We start from the raw sequence: 15,659 nt of genomic DNA on the forward strand, positions 1-15,659 counted from the left end.
ATTTTCGTCGACGGGCACACGAGCCACTGTCGGGGTCGGGAGGTGGACCGGCCGGGGCTCGGTGCGGGGTGGCGTCGGGCGCGCCGCCGCCGAGGGCGGCGGGTGGTCGTGCGGGGCCCGCGGCGGGCACCGCGAGGGGTTCGAGGGCGTCGGCGGCGCCCGCCAGGGGGCCCGCCAGCAGCTCGGAGGCCGTGCGCGCGCCCAGCGCGCGGGCCGCGGCGGGGTCCCCGGCCGGGCCGGTGACGTCGCGGCGCACCAGGCCCTCGGGGCCCTGCACCGCCAGGGACAGGTGCAGCGCGCCGCCGGCCAGGCGCGCGTGCGCCCCCACCGGCGCCGAGCAGCCGGCCTCCAGGCTGGCCAGGAGCTGGCGCTCGGCCAGCACCGCCAGGCGGTCCGCCGGGGAGTCCAGCGCGGCCAGGGCGGCCACGACCCCCGCGTCGTCGGCGCGGCACTCCACGGCCAGCGCGCCCTGCCCGGGCGCCGGGACGAACGCCGCGGCGTCGAGCACCTCGGCGGCCTCGCCGAGCCGGCCCAGCCGGGACAGGCCCGCGGCGGCCAGCACCACCGCGTCCAGCTCGCCGGAGGAGACCATCCGCAGGCGGGTGTCGACGTTGCCGCGCACCGCCACGACCTCCAGGTCCGGGCGGGCGTCCAGCAGCAGCGCGCGCCGGCGCGGGGAGCCGGTGCCCACGCGCGCGCCGGCCGGCAGCTGCGCCAGGGTGCGCCCGCCGGAGGCGACCAGCACGTCGCGCGGGTCCTCGCGCCGCGGCACCGCCGCCAGCGCCAGGCCCTCGGCCGGGGCCGTGGGCAGGTCCTTGAGCGAGTGCACCGCCAGGTCCACCTCGCCGGCCAGCAGCGCCTCGCGCAGCGCGGAGACGAACACGCCGGTGCCGCCGATGACGGCCAGCGGGGCGCGGTCCACGTCGCCGCGGGTGGTGATCTCCACCAGCTCCACCGCGGTGCCGCGCGCGCGCAGCTCGTCGGCGACCCAGCCGCTCTGGGTGGTGGCCAGCGCGCTGCGCCGGGTGCCCAGGCGCAGCGCTCGCGTCACGACACCCTCCCCACGGCCTCCGCGACGGTGCCCGACAGCGGCGCCTCGCCCACGCGCTGGCCCGCGCCCGCGGCGCCGGCGACCTCCAGGTCGAACAGGGCGCGCAGCGCGGCGGCGTACCCGGCGCCGCCGGGGGCCTCGGCCAGCTCCTTCACCCGCACCGTCGGGGTGTGCAGCAGCTTCTCCACGATGCGGTGCACCGCGCGGTCCACCTCGGCGCGCGCGGCGTCGTCGAGGTCCACGCGCCCGGCCAGGCGGCGCATCTCGGTGTCCACCACGTGCCGCGCCTGGGTGCGCAGCGCCACCACGGTCGGGGCGACGTCGGCCACCCGCAGGGACGCCGCGTAGGCGGCGACCTCCTCGGTGACGATGGCGCGCACCGCGCGCAGGTCGTCGGCCACCGCGCTGCCGGCCAGGTCCGCGCCCAGGCCCTCCAGGTCCACCAGGTGCGCGCCCGGCAGGGTCGCCACGTCGGGGTCGATGTCGCGCGGCAGCGCCAGGTCCGCCAGGAACAGCGGGCGCTGCGGGCGGTCCAGCAGGGCGCTGGCCACGACCGCCACGTCCAGCACGTGCCCCACGGCGCCGGTGCAGCTGACGACGAGGTCCGCGGCGGCGACCTCCGCGCGCAGCACGTCCAGGCCGGCGGCGCGCCCGCCCACCGCGGCCGCCAGGCGCTGGGCGCGCTCGGGGGTGCGGTTGGCGACCACGACGTCCACGCCGGCGCGGCTGAGGGTGGTGGCCACCAGCGCGCTCATCGCGCCGGCGCCGACCACCACGGCCCGCAGCCCGGCCACCGGGCCCACGACCTGCTCGGCGCGCGCGATCGAGGCGTCCACCAGGGAGGCGCCCGCGGCGTCCAGGGACGTCTCGGAGTGGGCGCGCTTGCCCACCCGCAGCGCCGTCTGCAGCAGGCGGTCCAGGGTGCCGCCGCCGCGGTCGGTCTCGTGCAGGTCGCGCAGCGCCCCGCGCAGCTGGCCGAGGATCTGCGCCTCGCCCACGGCCATCGAGTCCAGCCCGCACGCCACCCGGAACAGGTGCTCGACGCCGGCGTCCTCGTAGTGCACGTAGAGCTGGTCGCCCAGCTCGTCCAGGGGCACGCCGATGCGGCGCGCCAGCGCCTCGCCCACCGCGGCCACCCCGCCGTGGAAGCGGGTGACGTCGCAGTACACCTCCACCCGGTTGCAGGTGGAGAGCACGAACGCCTCCTCCACGTGCGGGGAGGCCGTCAGCTCGGACACGGCGCGGGCGGCCGCGGCGGCGTCGAAGGAGGCGCGCTCGAGCACCTCCAGGGCGGCGGTGCGGTGGGACAGGCCCACGACCATCAGGGTCACTCAGACCACCTCCTCGACGCGGCGCAGCGCGTGCGGCAGCAGCGGACCGGCGCTGGCGCCGGCTGCGCCGCGCGCGGGGGCGGCGGCGCTGGGTGCGGGGGCGCCGGCGGGGGCGGCGCGGCGCTGGGCGTGGAAGGCGAGGATCTGGAGCTCCGAGGCGAGGTCGACCTTGCGCACGTCCACGCCGTCGGGGACGCGCAGCACGGTCGGGGCGAAGTTGAGGATGCTGCGGGTGCCGGCGGCCACCAGGCGGTCGCACACCGCCTGCGCGTGCTGGGCGGGCACCGCCAGCACCGCGATCGCCGAGCCGGTCCCGCCGACGACGTCGGCGAGCTCGTCCAGCGGGCGCACGCGCTGGCCCACGACGACCCGCCCGACGAGCGCGGGGTCGTCGTCGAAGAGCCCGACGACCGTGAAGCCGCGCGAGGCGAAGCCGCTGTAGCCGGCCAGCGCGTGGCCGAGGTTGCCCACGCCCACGATGACGACCCGCCAGCTGCCGGCCTGCCCGAGGCGGTCGGCGATGTGCCGCTGCAGCTCGGCGACGTCGTAGCCGACGCCGCGGGTGCCGTAGCTGCCCAGGTGCGAGAGGTCCTTGCGCAGCTTGGCGGACCCCACGCCCGCGGCCTCGGCGAGGGCCTCGGAGGACACCGTGCGCGCACCGGCCTCGGCCAGCGCCGTCAGCGCCCGCAGGTACTGCGGCAGGCGGGCGACCGTGGCCTCGGGGACCACCGCCGCGCCGCCGGGCGGGCGACCGGCGCCCCCGGCGGCGTGCGCGCCGTCGCGGCGCGCGCTGCTCACGTCGTCCTCGTCCACTGCGGTCAGACCCGGCACCCTCGTACGTGCTCGCCGACGTGGTTCGCCGGTGCTCTCACCGGCCCTCCCGGGCCGGGGGCCCCGTCCCTGCGGCGCCCCCAGCAGAGTAGGCGTTTGTGAACGCGCGCACAAAGTCGCGCGGGTGTCTGTCCCGCCACACCGCCGCCCGGCGCCCGCCCGCCTCAGCGCCGCCGGCGCCACCACCGCCGGCCGGCCAGCGCGTCGGCGAGCCGGCCGGCGTCGAGCCGGCCGAAGTCGCGCTCGGTGCCGTCGACGAGCACCACCGGCACGCGGTCGGACCAGCGCCGCGCGGACTCCGGGTCGGCGTCCACGTCCACCTCGACCCACGTCTCCCCCGCGTCCCCGGCGACCCGGCGCACCACCTCGCGCCCCTCGTCGCACAGGTGGCACCCCGCGCGCGAGACCAGCACGATGCGCGCCCGCCCCGTCCCCTCCACGCCCCCATCCTGCCCGCCCCGCCGGGCCGCGCGCGCCCGCTCGCCCCGGTGCGGCCGAGCGCGCGGCGCGCGGGGCCCCGCGCGGCGCGGCGTCGGCCTACGATGCGCGGGTGGCACCTGCCCGGGCGACGGCGCCCGACCCGTGCGTCGCCGCGTTCTTCGACCTCGACAACACGGTGGTCCGCGGCGCGTCGCTGTTCTACTTCGCGCGCGGCCTGCACGCGCGCGGCTTCTTCTCCTCGCGCGAGCTGCGCGGCTTCGCGCGGCGGGCGGTGCACTTCGCGCTGCGCGGGGAGGTGCACGGGCACCTGCTGGAGGTGCGCGAGCTGGCGCTGGCGTTCGTGGCGGGGCACTCCACGGCGGAGATCCGCGCGATCGGCGAGGAGGTGTACGAGGAGCACGTGGAGGCCAAGGTGCGCCCGGGGGTGCGGGTGCTCGCGGACCGGCACCTGGCGCAGGGGGCACCGGTGTGGCTGGTGACGGCGGCGCCGGTGGAGCTGGCGGACGTGGTGGCGCGCCGGCTGGGGCTGACCGGGGCGCTGGGCACGGTGGCGGAGAGCGTGGACGGGGTCTACACCGGGCGCCTGGTGGGCGAGCCGGTGCACGGGGCGGCGAAGGCGGCGGCGGTGCGCGCGCTGGCGGAGCGCTCGGGGTGGGACCTGGCGCGGTGCGCGGCGTACTCGGACTCGGCGAACGACCTGCCGCTGCTGTCGATGGTGGGACGGCCGGTGGCGGTGAACCCGGACCGCTCGCTGCGCCGGCACGCGGCGCGGCACGGCTGGGAGGTGCGCGAGTTCCGCGGCTGGCACCGGGCGGCGCGCTGGACGGTGCGGGCGGGCACGGCCGGGGCGGCGGGCGCGGCGGCGCTGGTGCTGGCGGGGCTGGTGCGGCGCGCGGCCTGAGGGGCCCGGGCGCGCGGACGGGCGGGCCCCGGTGGGGACCCGCCCGCGCGGGGAGCTGCGTTCAGCTCACTTCTTGTTGCGACGCTGGTGGCGCGTGCGACGGAGCAGCTTGCGGTGCTTCTTCTTCGCCATGCGCTTGCGGCGCTTCTTGATGACAGAGCCCAAGGGGTCCTCGCTCACTCGACGGGTGCTTCTCGCGTCCAGCCGCTGACGCGGCAAACCTTCCCCATCGTAGCGGTCCGCGGCGGTGCCCGGCCGCGCCCGCTCGCCCCGCCGGCTCCCGGGCGCCTCAGGCGGTGTCGATGTAGGCCTGGCGCAGGTACTCGTGCACGGCGTCCTCGGGGACGCGGAAGGAGCGGCCGACGCGCACGGCGGGCAGGTCCCCGTTGTGCACGAGCCGGTAGACGGTCATCTTCGACACGCGCATCATCGACGCCACCTCCGCCACGGTCAGGAACCGGACGTCGGACAGCGGACGGTCCTCAGGCATCCCCACAGCACCTTCCACCTCGCGCCAGCGGCCCGCCGGCCTCCCGGACGGGGAGTGGGGGCGCGTCCCGCTCACCACTGTAGGGGCAGACGTGACGCCTGTGGAAGGGATGCGTGTCCAGATTGTCACCCTGCGTGACCTGAGCGGTCAGTGACTACTGGCTACGCTCAGTCGAACTCCGGGTCCAGCCCGTGCAGGGGGAAGGCCGCCCGCCGCGTCGCCAGCACCGCCCGGTCCACCGCGTCGTCCGGGTCGTAGCCGGAGGACCAGTCCTGGAACTCGCCGCTGCCGCCGTCGGTCATGGTCCGCGGCGCGTCCCGCCCCACGGCCTCCTCCACGTGCGCGCGCCAGGACGCCGGCAGCGGCGTGGCCGGGTCCAGCGGCCGGTGCGCCGCCTCCGCCACCAGGTGCGCCCAGGTGCGCGGCACCACGTCCACCACCTCGTAGCCCCCGCCGCCCAGCGCCAGCCAGCGCCCGCCGGCCGCCGCGTGCGCCAGCGCGTGCATCGACGCCGCCGCCACCCGCTGGGCGTCCACCGAGATCACCAGGTGCCCCAGCGGGTCCAGGGCGTGCGTGTCGCAGCCGTGCTGGGTCACCAGCAGGTCCGGCTCGAAGGAGGACACCAGCTGCGGCACCACCGAGTGCACCGCGCGCAGCCACCCCGCGTCCCGGGTGCCCGCCGGCAGCGCCAGGTTCACCGCCGAGCCCAGCGCGCCCGGCCCGCCCAGCTCGTCGGCGAAGCCCGTGCCGGGGAAGAGGGTCGTGCCCGACTCGTGCACGCTGACCGTCAGCACCCGCGGGTCGTCCCAGAAGACCGCCTCGGTGCCGTCGCCGTGGTGGCAGTCCAGGTCCACGTACGCCACCCGCTGCGCGCCGTCGTCCAGCGCCGCCCGGATCGCCGCGGCCGCGTCGTTGTAGACGCAGAAGCCGCTGGCGCAGCCGGGCTTGGCGTGGTGCATGCCGCCGCAGAAGTTCACCCCGTGCAGCGCGCGCCCGGCCAGCACGGCCCGGCCCAGGTCCACCGATCCCCCCACGATGCGCGCGGCCGCCTCGTGCATGCCGGGGAAGGCGGGGTCGTCCTCGGTGCCCAGGCCGAAGACCTGCTGCGCGTCGCGCGGGTCCGCCGAGGCCGCCTGCACCGCGCGCACGTACTCCGGGTCGTGCACCGTGCGCAGCAGGTCGTCGTCGGCGGGGCGGGCCGAGACCACCCGCAGCCCCGGCGCGGAGAACAGGCCCAGCGCCTCGCACAGGCGGGCCGTCAGGTCTAGGCGCACCGGCGCCATGGGGTGCCAGCGGCCGAAGTCGTAGCGGTTGAAGACGGGGTCCCACACGACCTGGACCGCGTCGGGCGCGGGGGGCGGGTCCACCGGGGGCGGGGTCACCGCGGGCGCCGGAGGGGTCCGCGGCGCGGGGCGGGCGGGGAGCACGCGGGAACCCTAACCACCGCGTCAGCTCCCCGACAGCTGCCGCGAGCGGGCCCAGGCCGCCTCGACGGCCGAGACCAGGGCCGCGCGCACCCCGGAGTCGTCGAGCTGGCGCAGGGCCGCGGCCGTCGTGCCCGCCGGCGAGGTCACCTGCTCGCGCAGCACCGTGGGGTGCTGCCCCGTCTCGCGCAGCATCGCCCCGGCGCCCACGACGGTCTGCACCACCAGCTGCGTGGCCGTGGCGCGCGGCAGGCCCAGCAGCACGCCCGCCTCGACCATCGCCTCCACCACGTAGAAGACGTACGCCGGGCCCGAGCCGGACAGGGCCGTCACCGCGTCCAGGTGCTTCTCCGCCAGCACCACCGTGCGCCCGCACGAGCGCAGCAGGTCCTCCGCCTCGGCCAGGTCCGCGTCGGTGCACGCCGAGCCGCCGGCCAGCCCGGCCATGCCCTCGTCGACCAGCGAGGGCGTGTTCGGCATGACCCGCACGACGGCGGTGCCCGCCGGCAGGCGCGCCTCGATCGCGGCGGTGGTCACCCCCGCGGCCAGCGAGACGACCAGGGCGCCGGGCGCCAGGTGCGGGGCCAGGGAGTCCAGCAGGTCCACCAGGTCCTGCGGCTTGACGGCGACGACGACGGTGGCGGCCTCGCGCACGGCGGCGGGCTCGTCGACCACGCGCACCCCGAAGCGCTCGCGCAGCTCGGCGCCGCGGCCGGCGCGGCGGTCCACGACGAGCACGTCCGCCGGGCTGCGGCCGGCGCGCAGCAGCCCGCCCAGCAGCGTCTGGCCCATGACGCCGGCGCCGACCAGGGCCAGCGGGCCGTGCGGGCGGGGCGCGCCCACCGGGGCGCTCACGCGGTGCCCTCCCCCACGGCCACCGGCGCCAGGTGCCGGCGGGCGAACTCCAGGGTGCGGGCCAGCTCGCGCTCGCGCGCCGCGCGCCCGCGGGCCCTGCGGGTGTTGACCTCGGCGACGACGCCGCCGGTGAACCCGCCGGCCGCCAGGTGCCGCAGGACCTCCGCGCACGGCTGGGAGCCGTCGCCGGGCACGAGGTGCTCGTCCTTGACGGAGCCGGAGCCGTCGCACAGGTGCACGTGCGCCAGGCGGTCGCCGAAGGCGCGCGCCAGCTCCAGGGAGTCCAGCCCGCTCGTCGCGGCGTGCGAGAGGTCCAGGGTCAGGTGGCGGTAGTCCACGTCCGTGGGGTCCCAGCCGGGCGCGTAGGCGACGACCTCCCGCCCGCGCGCGCGCCAGGGGAACATGTTCTCCACCGCCAGGGCCACCCCCGAGGAGCGCTCCAGCTCGCGCACGCCCTCGACGAACCCGGCGGCGTACTCGCGCTGCCAGCGGAACGGCGGGTGCACCACGACGGTGGGGGCGCCCAGCTGCGCGGCCAGCTCGCAGGACCTCTCGACCTTGCCCCACGGGTCGCCGCGGCCCCAGATGCGCTGGGTCAGCAGCAGGGTGGGGGCGTGGACGGAGACCACCGGCACGCCGAAGTGCTCGACCAGGCGCTGCAGGGCCGCCGCGTCCTGGCTGACGGGGTCGGTCCAGACCATGACCTCGACGCCGTCGTAGCCGAGGCGGGCGGCGATCTCGAAGGCCGCGGTCGTCGACTCCGGGTAGGAGCAGGAGGTCGACAGCCCCACGGGGACGGGCCCGCCGTGCTGGAGGTCCATGGCGTCCAACCTAGAGCGCGCCGGCCCCGGCGCGCGCTCCCGGCGCCGCGCCGCGCTCGGCGCCGATGGCGTCCAGGCGCCGCAGGATGATCCCCTCGCGCAGCGCCCACGGGCCCACCAGCGCCTCCTCCACGCCGAACAGCTCGAAGGCGGCCTCGGCGACCAGGGCCCCGGCCAGCAGCTGCGGGGCGCGCTCGACGGCCACCCCGGGCAGCTGGGCGCGCTGGGCGCACGTCATGGCGGCCAGCTCGGGCACGCGGGCGGTCAGGTCGGCGCGGCGCAGCACGCGGCGCACCCGCGGGCCCTCGGCGCTGGGCGCGGCCCCGCACAGCCGGGCCAGGCTGCGGAACGTCTTGCTGGTGACGACCACGGCGTCGGGCGTGCCGGCGCGGGTGACGTCGCGCACCCGCGCGGCGATCTGCTGGCGCACGTAGCGGCGCACCTCGCGCACCGCCTCCTTGGAGGGCGGGTCGCCGGGCAGCCGGTCGCGGGTCAGCCGGCCCGCGCCCAGGGGCAGGGAGAAGGACACGTCGGGCGCCTCGTCCAGGCCGGCGGCGACCTCCAGGGAGCCGCCGCCGATGTCCAGCACGAGCAGCCGGCCGGCCGACCAGCCGTACCAGCGGCGCACCGCCAGGAACGTCAGGTCCGCCTCGGCGGTGCCCGGCAGCACCTCCAGGCGCACGCCGGTGCGCTGGGCGACGTGGGCGAGGACCTCCTCGCCGTTGGTGGCCTCGCGCAGGGCGGAGGTGGCGAACGCCAGCAGCTCCTCCACGCCGGCGTCCTCGGCCGCGCGGGCGGCCTCGTCCACGGCGGAGGTCAGGCCGGCGACGCCCTTGGCGTTCACCGCGCCGGCGCCGTCGAGGTGCTCGGCCAGGCGCAGCAGGCGCCGGGTGGAGTCCGCCGCCAGCGGGTGCGCGCCGGGGTGCGCGTCCACCACGAGGAGGTGGACGGTGTTGGAACCCACGTCGAGGACGCCCAGCCGCATGGGCGGAGCGTATTGGACGCGCGGGACCGCTCCGGCACACCGCCGCAGCGGTGCGGGCGGGTGCCGGGGCGCGCTTACGCTCGTGCGGTGCACCACGCCCCCGCCCCCGAGCAGCCGGGCGAGACCCCGCTGGACGGCCCCCGGCTGTGGGTCGAGTTCCCCGAGCCGGCCGACGTCGCCGACGACCCGCACGCCCCGCCGGGCACCGTGTACCGCTGCGACCTGACGTGGCTGACCTCGGACTACACGTGCATCTTCGGCGCCGGCTGCCCCGGCATCCACGCCGACGCCCCCGACGTGGGCTGCTGCGCGCTGGGGGCGCACTTCACCGAGCCCGCCGACGAGGAGCGGGTGGCCGCGGCGGTGCGGCGGCTGACGCCGGCGACGTGGCAGTACCACGACGAGGGCCGCGCGCACGGGTGGACCGAGGTGGAGGACGGCGAGCGCAAGACCCGCGTGGTCGACGGCGGCTGCGTGTTCGCCAACCGCTCGGGGTTCGCCGCCGGCGCCGGGTGCGCGCTGCACCTGCTGGCCCTGACCGAGGGCGTGGAGCCGCTGACGCTCAAGCCGGACGTGTGCTGGCAGCTGCCGCTGAAGCGCTCGTACCGCACGGTCGCCCGCGGCGACGGCACCGAGTACCTGGAGGTGACGATCGCCGAGTACGACCGCCGCGGCTGGGGCGAGGGCGGGCACGACCTGGACTGGTACTGCACCTCGAACCCGGCCGCGCACGTGGGCACCCGCCCGCTGTTCCGCAGCGCGGAGGCCGAGCTGCGCGAGCTGGTGGGCGACGGCGCCTACGAGGAGCTGGCCCGGCACTGCGAGGCGCTGGTGGGCCGCGCGCGCGCCGGGTCCGCGCACCGGCGGCTGCTGCCGCTGACGGTGCACCCGGCGGACCGCTCGCGCGCGCCCCGGTGAGCCCGGCGGACCCGCCCGGGGTGGTGCCCAGCCCGAACGTGTGGGGCTCCCCCGACGTGTACGAGCTGGAGAACCTCGCCCTGGACCGCGGCGGCCTGATCGAGGCGGCGATGCGCGCGGTGCGCGACTGGGCCGGCGCGGACGTGCTCGACGTCGGCTGCGGCACCGGCTTCCACCTGCCGCGCTTCGCGGCCGCGGCCCGCACCGTCACCGGCGTGGAGCCGCACCCGCCGCTGCTGCGCCGCGCGCTGGAGCGGGTGCGGGGCCTGGGGGGCGTGCGGGTGCTGCACGGCGCGGCCGGGGCGCTGCCCCTGCCGGACGCGAGCGTGGACGTCGCGCACGCGCGCTTCGCGTACTTCTTCGGCCCCGGCTGCGAGCCGGGCCTGGCGGAGCTGGAGCGGGTGCTGCGCCCGGGCGGGGCGGCGTTCGTCGTGGACAACGACGCCACCCGCTCCACGTTCGGGTCCTGGTTCTCCAGCGCGCTGCCCGGGTACGACCAGGCGGCGGTGGACCGGTTCTTCGCGCGGCGCGGCTGGTCCTGCGAGCGCCTGGAGGTGGCGTGGGAGTTCGAGCGCCGCGAGGACCTCGAGGCCGTGGTGCGCATCGAGTTCGCGCCCGGGCCGGCGCAGCGCTTCCTCGACGCCCACGAGGGCACCCGGGTGGACTACGCGGTGGTGCTGCGCCACCGGCGGTCCTGAACCCCGCCGGGTCCCCGGCGCCGGAGCGCGCCGCCGGACCCGGCGGGGGCCCGCGCGGGCGCGCGGGACGCGCGGACGCACCCGGGGTCGCCGTGCGGGGGCCGGTGCGTGGATGATGGGGTCCATGAGCGCGCACTCCGCCCCGCCGACGCGTCACGAGGAGCAGCGGGCCGTCGCCCCCATCCGCTGGTCCAAGCCCAACGGCGGCACCGTCGTCGCCCTGCTGATCTGGGTGGTCGGCCTGCTGCTGAGCGCCCTGGTGCCGCTGGCCCTGCTGGGCGTGGACCCGTACCAGGGGGCCTCCACCGGGCGCATCGTGACGGGACTCGTCTTCACGCTGGTGGGCGCGCTCGTCATGGTGTTCTCCGCGTACCTGCTGTACCGCAAGACGGGCAGCATCGGTGCGGCCATCCTCGCCTTCGTGCCCAGCTTCGTCATGGGCGCGCTGGGTATCCTCATGACCACGATGAAGACCCTCTACGGCAGCTGAGCCGGCCGACGCGCCGGGAGGACCCGCCCACCCCCACCGGGGTCGGCGGGTCCTCTCGCGTGCGGGGGCGCCGCACCCGCGGGGCGCGGCGCGCACGGGGTCCCCGCTCGCGCGGCGGCGCCGCCGCTAGACTCCGCCCCGAAGACGTTCGCGAGGAGGCCCGGTGGCGACCGCAGACCGCACCCCCGAGGAGATCCTGCGCTCGACCCTCGCCGCCGTCGCCCCGGGCACGGAGCTGCGCGACGGCCTGGAGCGCATCCTCCGCGGCCGCACCGGCGCGCTCATCGTGCTGGGCTTCGACCGCGTCGTCGACGCGCTGAGCACCGGCGGCTTCGCCCTGGACGTGGAGTTCTCCGCCACCCGCCTGCGGGAGCTGGCGAAGATGGACGGCGCGATCGTGTGCGACCGCGACGTGACGCGCATCCTGCGCGCGGCCGTGCAGCTCGTGCCGGACTCCTCCATCGAGACCAGCGAGTCCGGCACCCGGCACCGCACCGCCGAGCGCGTGGCCAAGCAGACCGGCTACCCCGTGGTCTCGGTGTCGCAGTCGATGCGGATCGTCGCGGTGTACGTGGGCTCGCGCCGGTACGTGCTGGAGGGCTCCGACGCGATCCTGGGCCGCGCGAACCAGGCGCTGCAGACGCTGGAGCGCTACCGCGCCCGCCTGGACGAGGTGACCGGCACCCTCTCGGCGCTGGAGATCGAGGACCTGGTGACGGTCCGCGACGTCTGCTCGGTCGTGCAGCGCATCGAGATGGTGCGGCGCATCGCCGACGAGATCGCCGGGTACGTCGTGGAGCTGGGCGTGGACGGCCGGCTGCTGTCGCTGCAGCTCGACGAGCTCATCGGCGGGGTCGGCCCGGACCGCGAGCTCGTCGTGCGCGACTACCTGGAGGCCAGCCGCCACGAGGGACCGCTGGAGGCGGTGCTGGAGGCGCTGGCGCAGCTGGACTCCACGGACCTGGTGGACCTCAGCCAGGTGGCGCGGGTGCTGGGCTTCTCGGTGGGTGGGGACTCGCTGGACTCCGCGGTCAGCCCCAAGGGCTTCCGCCTGCTCAACCGCGTGCCGCGCCTGCCCGGCGCCATCGTCGAGCGCCTGGTGGACCAGTTCGGCGACCTGCAGAAGCTGCTCGCAGCCAGCATCGACGACCTCATGACGGTCGACGGGGTGGGCGAGCAGCGCGCCCGCGCGGTGCGCGAGGGCCTGTCGCGGCTGGCGGAGTCCAGCATCCTCGAGCGCTACGTCTGAGGCGCACCCCGCACCCCGGATGGCCTGCGCGCCCCGGGCGCCCGGCGCCCCTCAGCCGGCCAGGGTGATGGGCAGCGCCGCGGCCGCGGTCTCCTGCCAGGTGGCCTGCACGGTGTACATGCCGGCCTCGGCGGCGAGCTGGTCGTCCGGGCAGCCGGCGGCCGAGCGCTGGCGCGACCAGGCGGTGCTCATCGTGCGCCACGCGCCGGGCTCGATGTCGTAGGACTGCGCCGAGGAGGAGGACTGGCAGTCGGTGCTGGACCACACCCGCGCGCCGGAGGCGTCCTCGACCGCGAAGCTGCGCACGGCGCTGCCGATCTCGGCGCTGCAGGTGCTCCGGCCGACGTTCTTGACGGTCAGGGTCAGCTTGGGCGTCTCGCCGGGCCCGTAGGCGGGCGCGTCGGAGGTGAGCACGACCTCCAGGTCCCCGCCCGCGCACGGCTCGACCTCGGCCGCGGCGGTGGGGCTGTCGGTGGGGCTGCCGCTGGACGTGGCGGTGGGGCTGTCGGTCGGGTCGGCGACGGCGCCCAGGGTGGGCGAGACGAGCCGGGGGTCGAGCCGCGCGGCGACCTGCTCGGAGGAGGCCCCCGGCAGCAGGGCGCGCACGCCGAGCGCGACGGCCGCGACGAGCAGCAGGAGGACGAGGACGGCCACGAGGCGACGACGCCAGTACGTCGCCCGCCGCTCGGGCCCGACGGGGTGCAGCACGCTGCTCACCGCAGCGAAGGTAGGCGTCGCGGGGGGACCTCGCGCGCAGGCGCGCCGCCCCGTCCCGGCGTGTCGCCCCCGCCCGCCCCGCCTCGCCACGCTCCGCTCGCAGGGCGCCACTCAGCGCAGCGATCACCCCGTCCGCACCCGGCGTGATCACGTGATTTGCACCCGCCCCCCGCGCGGCGGAGGATCCGGCGGTGCCCCGCACGTCCCCCTCCCCCACCACCTCCTCCGCCACCGCGCCCACCGCCACCGCCACCGCGCCCACCGCCGCGCGCGCCGCCCGTGCCGCCGCCGCGCGCCCGGCCGAGCGGGCCCCGCTGGACGCCGCGGCCCTGGGCGAGCTGCACCGCAGCGTCCTGGACTGGTACGCCGGCAGCGCGCGGGACCTGCCGTGGCGGGAGCCGGGCTGCTCGCCCTGGGGGGTGCTGGTCAGCGAGGTGATGCTCCAGCAGACGCCCGTGGCGCGGGTGCTGCCGCGCTGGCGCGAGTGGCTGCAGCGCTGGCCCACCCCGGCGGCGCTGGCCGCCGAGCCGCCGGGCGAGGCGGTGCGCGCCTGGGACCGCCTGGGCTACCCGCGCCGGGCGCTGCGCCTGCACGCCGCGGCCGTGGCGATCACCGCCGAGCACGGCGGCGAGGTCCCCGACGACCACGAGGCCCTGCTGGCCCTGCCCGGCGTCGGCGCCTACACCGCCGCGGCCGTGGCCGCCTTCGCCTTCCGCCGCCGGCACGCCGTGGTGGACACCAACGTGCGGCGCGTGCACGCCCGCGCGGTCTCCGGCGCGGCCGAGCCCGCCCCGGCCCTGACCTCCGCCGAGACGCGCCTGGCCGCGGCGCTGCTGCCGCAGGACGCCGAGACCGCGGCGCGCTGGTCGGTGGGGGTGATGGAGCTGGGGGCGCTGGTGTGCACCGCGCGCACCCCGCGCTGCCCGGCCTGCCCGCTGCTGGACCGCTGCGCGTGGGTCGCCGCGGGCCGCCCCGCCCACGACGGGCCGGCCCGGCGGGTGCAGCGCTGGGCGGGCACGGACCGGCAGGTCCGCGGGCGCCTGCTGGCGGTGCTGCGGGCCGCGGAGGGGCCGGTGGGGGCGCCGGAGCTGGCCGCGGCCTGGACGAGCGACGCGGCCCAGCGCGAGCGGTGCCTGGACGGCCTGGTCGCCGACGGCCTGGTCGAGCCGCTCGAGGACGGCCGCTTCGGCCTGCCGACCTCCTGAGCGGCCCGGCGCCGCGCGCTGGCGGGCCCGGCACCGCGCGCTGACGGGCCCGGCACCGCGCGGCGCCGGACCCCGCCGGGCCTCACAGGCGGCGCAGCACCTCGGCGACGACGTCCTCGGGGGTGGGCTGCTCGGGCACCAGGAAGCCCGGCTCGTCCGGCTGCAGCTCCTCCAGGGTCTCCAGCTGGCTGCGCAGCAGCGAGGCGGGCATGTAGTGCCCGCGGCGGGCCGCGAGCCGCTCGGCCAGCACCGCCTCGGGCACGGTCAGGTGGCAGAAGCGCACGGAGGGGTGCCCCTCGCGCAGCAGGTCGCGGTAGGAGCGCTTGAGCGCCGAGCAGGTGACCACGACGGACTCCCCGTCGGCCTCGCGCTCGCCGATCCAGGCCGCGACGGCGCGCAGCCAGGGCAGGCGGTCCTCGTCGTCCAGGGGGGTGCCCGCGCGCATCTTGTCGATGTTGGCGGCCGGGTGGAAGTCGTCGCCCTCGGCGTACTCCCAGCCGCGGTGCCGGGAGACGGCCTGGGCGACGGTGGTCTTGCCGCTGCCCGAGACGCCCATGACGATCAGCGCGGTGGGGCCTGCGGGACGCTCGCCGGTGTCGATGACGGCTCCTCCTCGGGTCGGGCGCGGGGGGTGACCCGCAGCATCCTGGTGTTGCCGAGCGTGTTGGGCTTCACGCGGGCGAGGTCGAGGAACTCGGCCACGCCCTCGTCGTGCGAGCGCAGCATCTCCGCGTAGACGTCCGGGGCGACGGGGGTGCCGTCGATCTCGACGAAGCCGTGGGCGGCGAAGAAGCGCGTCTCGAAGGTCAGGCAGAACAGGCGGGTGACCCCGAGGTCGGCCGCGCGCGCCAGCAGCGCCTCCAGGATGCGGTGCCCGACCCCCGCCCCGCGCACGGAGCGGTCCACGGCCAGGGTGCGCACCTCGGCGAGGTCCTCCCACAGGACGTGCACGGCGCCGCAGCCCACCACGCGCGCCCCGCCCGGGGCGGCGGGGTCGTCGACCTCGGCGACGACGAACTCCTGCACGGCCTCGTAGAGGGTGATCAGCTCCTTGGCGAGCAGGATGCGCTCGCGGGCGTAGTCCTCCACGAGCGCGCGCACCACCGGCACGTCGCCGGTGCGCGCCGGGCGGACGCGCACCCCGGGGGCTGGAGCCGTCACGGCGTCGATCTTGGCAGAGGAGGGCGCGCGCGGCCCGGCGGACCGCCCCGCACGCGCGACGGCCCGGCACCCCCGCGGGGGTGCCGGGCCG

General features: G+C 77.9%; 19 protein-coding genes. 6 read left to right on the forward strand and 13 right to left on the reverse strand.

Features of this window, described 5'->3' with window-relative positions:
• From hemC to ACRYR7_RS18345, 4 genes are all read right to left on the reverse strand, one after another.
• Positions 1 to 1,051, reverse strand: a 1,051-nt coding sequence (gene hemC, locus ACRYR7_RS18330) for a hydroxymethylbilane synthase (protein WP_432573551.1), incomplete at its 3' end; no start/stop codon positions are given.
• Complete coding sequence (locus ACRYR7_RS18335) at positions 1,048 to 2,382, reverse strand: glutamyl-tRNA reductase (protein ID WP_432573552.1); 1,335 nt, start codon at positions 2,380 to 2,382, stop codon at positions 1,048 to 1,050. The genes hemC and ACRYR7_RS18335, both read right to left, overlap by 4 nt.
• Positions 2,383 to 3,180, reverse strand: coding sequence for a redox-sensing transcriptional repressor Rex (locus ACRYR7_RS18340; protein ID WP_432573553.1), 798 nt, complete (start codon positions 3,178 to 3,180; stop codon positions 2,383 to 2,385).
• 197 nt (positions 3,181 to 3,377) lie between these two features.
• The gene (locus ACRYR7_RS18345; RefSeq protein ID WP_432573554.1) at positions 3,378 to 3,653 is read right to left on the reverse strand and encodes a glutaredoxin family protein; all 276 of its coding nucleotides are present in this window, start codon (positions 3,651 to 3,653) and stop codon (positions 3,378 to 3,380) included.
• A 110-nt stretch (positions 3,654 to 3,763) separates the two neighbouring features.
• Here ACRYR7_RS18345 and ACRYR7_RS18350 point away from each other — a divergent pair, with 110 nt between their 5' ends.
• On the forward strand, positions 3,764 to 4,555 hold the full coding sequence (locus ACRYR7_RS18350; protein WP_432573555.1) for an HAD family hydrolase: 792 nt from the start codon (positions 3,764 to 3,766) through the stop codon (positions 4,553 to 4,555).
• 66 nt (positions 4,556 to 4,621) lie between these two features.
• Here ACRYR7_RS18350 and ACRYR7_RS18355 read toward each other — a convergent pair whose 3' ends face one another.
• From ACRYR7_RS18355 to ACRYR7_RS18380, 6 genes are all read right to left on the reverse strand, one after another.
• Positions 4,622 to 4,720: a 30S ribosomal protein bS22 gene (locus tag ACRYR7_RS18355; RefSeq protein WP_012085056.1), complete on the reverse strand. Its 99-nt coding sequence runs from the start codon at positions 4,718 to 4,720 to the stop codon at positions 4,622 to 4,624.
• 124 nt (positions 4,721 to 4,844) lie between these two features.
• Positions 4,845 to 5,045, reverse strand: coding sequence for a helix-turn-helix domain-containing protein (locus tag ACRYR7_RS18360; protein ID WP_337060425.1), 201 nt, complete (start codon positions 5,043 to 5,045; stop codon positions 4,845 to 4,847).
• Positions 5,046 to 5,212: 167 nt separating this feature from the next.
• Positions 5,213 to 6,412 carry an acetoin utilization protein AcuC gene (locus ACRYR7_RS18365; RefSeq protein ID WP_432573556.1) on the reverse strand — a complete coding sequence of 400 codons (1,200 nt, stop codon included), beginning with the start codon at positions 6,410 to 6,412 and terminating at the stop codon, positions 5,213 to 5,215.
• 81 nt (positions 6,413 to 6,493) lie between these two features.
• Positions 6,494 to 7,324 (reverse strand): pyrroline-5-carboxylate reductase, encoded by an 831-nt coding sequence (gene proC / locus ACRYR7_RS18370; RefSeq protein WP_432573557.1) that lies wholly within the window; start codon positions 7,322 to 7,324, stop codon positions 6,494 to 6,496.
• Positions 7,321 to 8,145: a sugar phosphate isomerase/epimerase family protein gene (locus ACRYR7_RS18375; RefSeq protein ID WP_432573558.1), complete on the reverse strand. Its 825-nt coding sequence runs from the start codon at positions 8,143 to 8,145 to the stop codon at positions 7,321 to 7,323. The genes proC and ACRYR7_RS18375 overlap by 4 nt, the downstream gene beginning before the upstream one ends.
• A gap of 10 nt (positions 8,146 to 8,155) precedes the next feature.
• Positions 8,156 to 9,130 carry a Ppx/GppA family phosphatase gene (locus ACRYR7_RS18380; RefSeq protein ID WP_432573559.1) on the reverse strand — a complete coding sequence of 325 codons (975 nt, stop codon included), beginning with the start codon at positions 9,128 to 9,130 and terminating at the stop codon, positions 8,156 to 8,158.
• Between the two features lie 87 nt (positions 9,131 to 9,217).
• Between ACRYR7_RS18380 and ACRYR7_RS18385 the strand changes: the two genes are divergently transcribed.
• The 4 genes from ACRYR7_RS18385 to disA all read left to right on the forward strand — a co-directional run bounded on the left by ACRYR7_RS18385 (position 9,218) and on the right by disA (position 12,485).
• The gene (locus tag ACRYR7_RS18385) at positions 9,218 to 10,048 is read left to right on the forward strand and encodes a hypothetical protein (RefSeq protein ID WP_432573560.1); all 831 of its coding nucleotides are present in this window, start codon (positions 9,218 to 9,220) and stop codon (positions 10,046 to 10,048) included.
• A gap of 20 nt (positions 10,049 to 10,068) precedes the next feature.
• A complete protein-coding gene (locus ACRYR7_RS18390) occupies positions 10,069 to 10,746 on the forward strand; it encodes a class I SAM-dependent methyltransferase (RefSeq protein ID WP_432573561.1) in 678 nt (225 codons plus the stop codon).
• 124 nt (positions 10,747 to 10,870) lie between these two features.
• Positions 10,871 to 11,236, forward strand: coding sequence for a hypothetical protein (locus ACRYR7_RS18395; protein ID WP_432573562.1), 366 nt, complete (start codon positions 10,871 to 10,873; stop codon positions 11,234 to 11,236).
• Positions 11,237 to 11,399: 163 nt separating this feature from the next.
• Positions 11,400 to 12,485 (forward strand): DNA integrity scanning diadenylate cyclase DisA, encoded by a 1,086-nt coding sequence (disA, locus tag ACRYR7_RS18400; RefSeq protein ID WP_432573563.1) that lies wholly within the window; start codon positions 11,400 to 11,402, stop codon positions 12,483 to 12,485.
• 51 nt (positions 12,486 to 12,536) lie between these two features.
• Here disA and ACRYR7_RS18405 read toward each other — a convergent pair whose 3' ends face one another.
• Positions 12,537 to 13,202 (reverse strand): hypothetical protein, encoded by a 666-nt coding sequence (locus tag ACRYR7_RS18405; RefSeq protein WP_432573564.1) that lies wholly within the window; start codon positions 13,200 to 13,202, stop codon positions 12,537 to 12,539.
• A gap of 191 nt (positions 13,203 to 13,393) precedes the next feature.
• Here ACRYR7_RS18405 and ACRYR7_RS18410 point away from each other — a divergent pair, with 191 nt between their 5' ends.
• Entirely contained in the window at positions 13,394 to 14,407 is a 1,014-nt protein-coding gene (locus ACRYR7_RS18410) for an HhH-GPD family protein (protein ID WP_432573565.1), read from the forward strand.
• Positions 14,408 to 14,489: 82 nt separating this feature from the next.
• On the opposite strand, the gene ACRYR7_RS18415 is transcribed toward ACRYR7_RS18410, so the two are convergent.
• Both ACRYR7_RS18415 and ACRYR7_RS18420 read right to left on the reverse strand, forming a co-directional pair.
• Complete coding sequence (locus ACRYR7_RS18415) at positions 14,490 to 14,963, reverse strand: gluconokinase (protein ID WP_432573566.1); 474 nt, start codon at positions 14,961 to 14,963, stop codon at positions 14,490 to 14,492.
• Between the two features lie 5 nt (positions 14,964 to 14,968).
• Complete coding sequence (locus ACRYR7_RS18420) at positions 14,969 to 15,577, reverse strand: amino-acid N-acetyltransferase (protein ID WP_432573567.1); 609 nt, start codon at positions 15,575 to 15,577, stop codon at positions 14,969 to 14,971.
• Positions 15,578 to 15,659 lie beyond the last annotated feature (82 nt).

The organism is Kineococcus gurbantunggutensis (assembly GCF_050871925.1).
Classification (GTDB): domain Bacteria; phylum Actinomycetota; class Actinomycetes; order Actinomycetales; family Kineococcaceae; genus Kineococcus.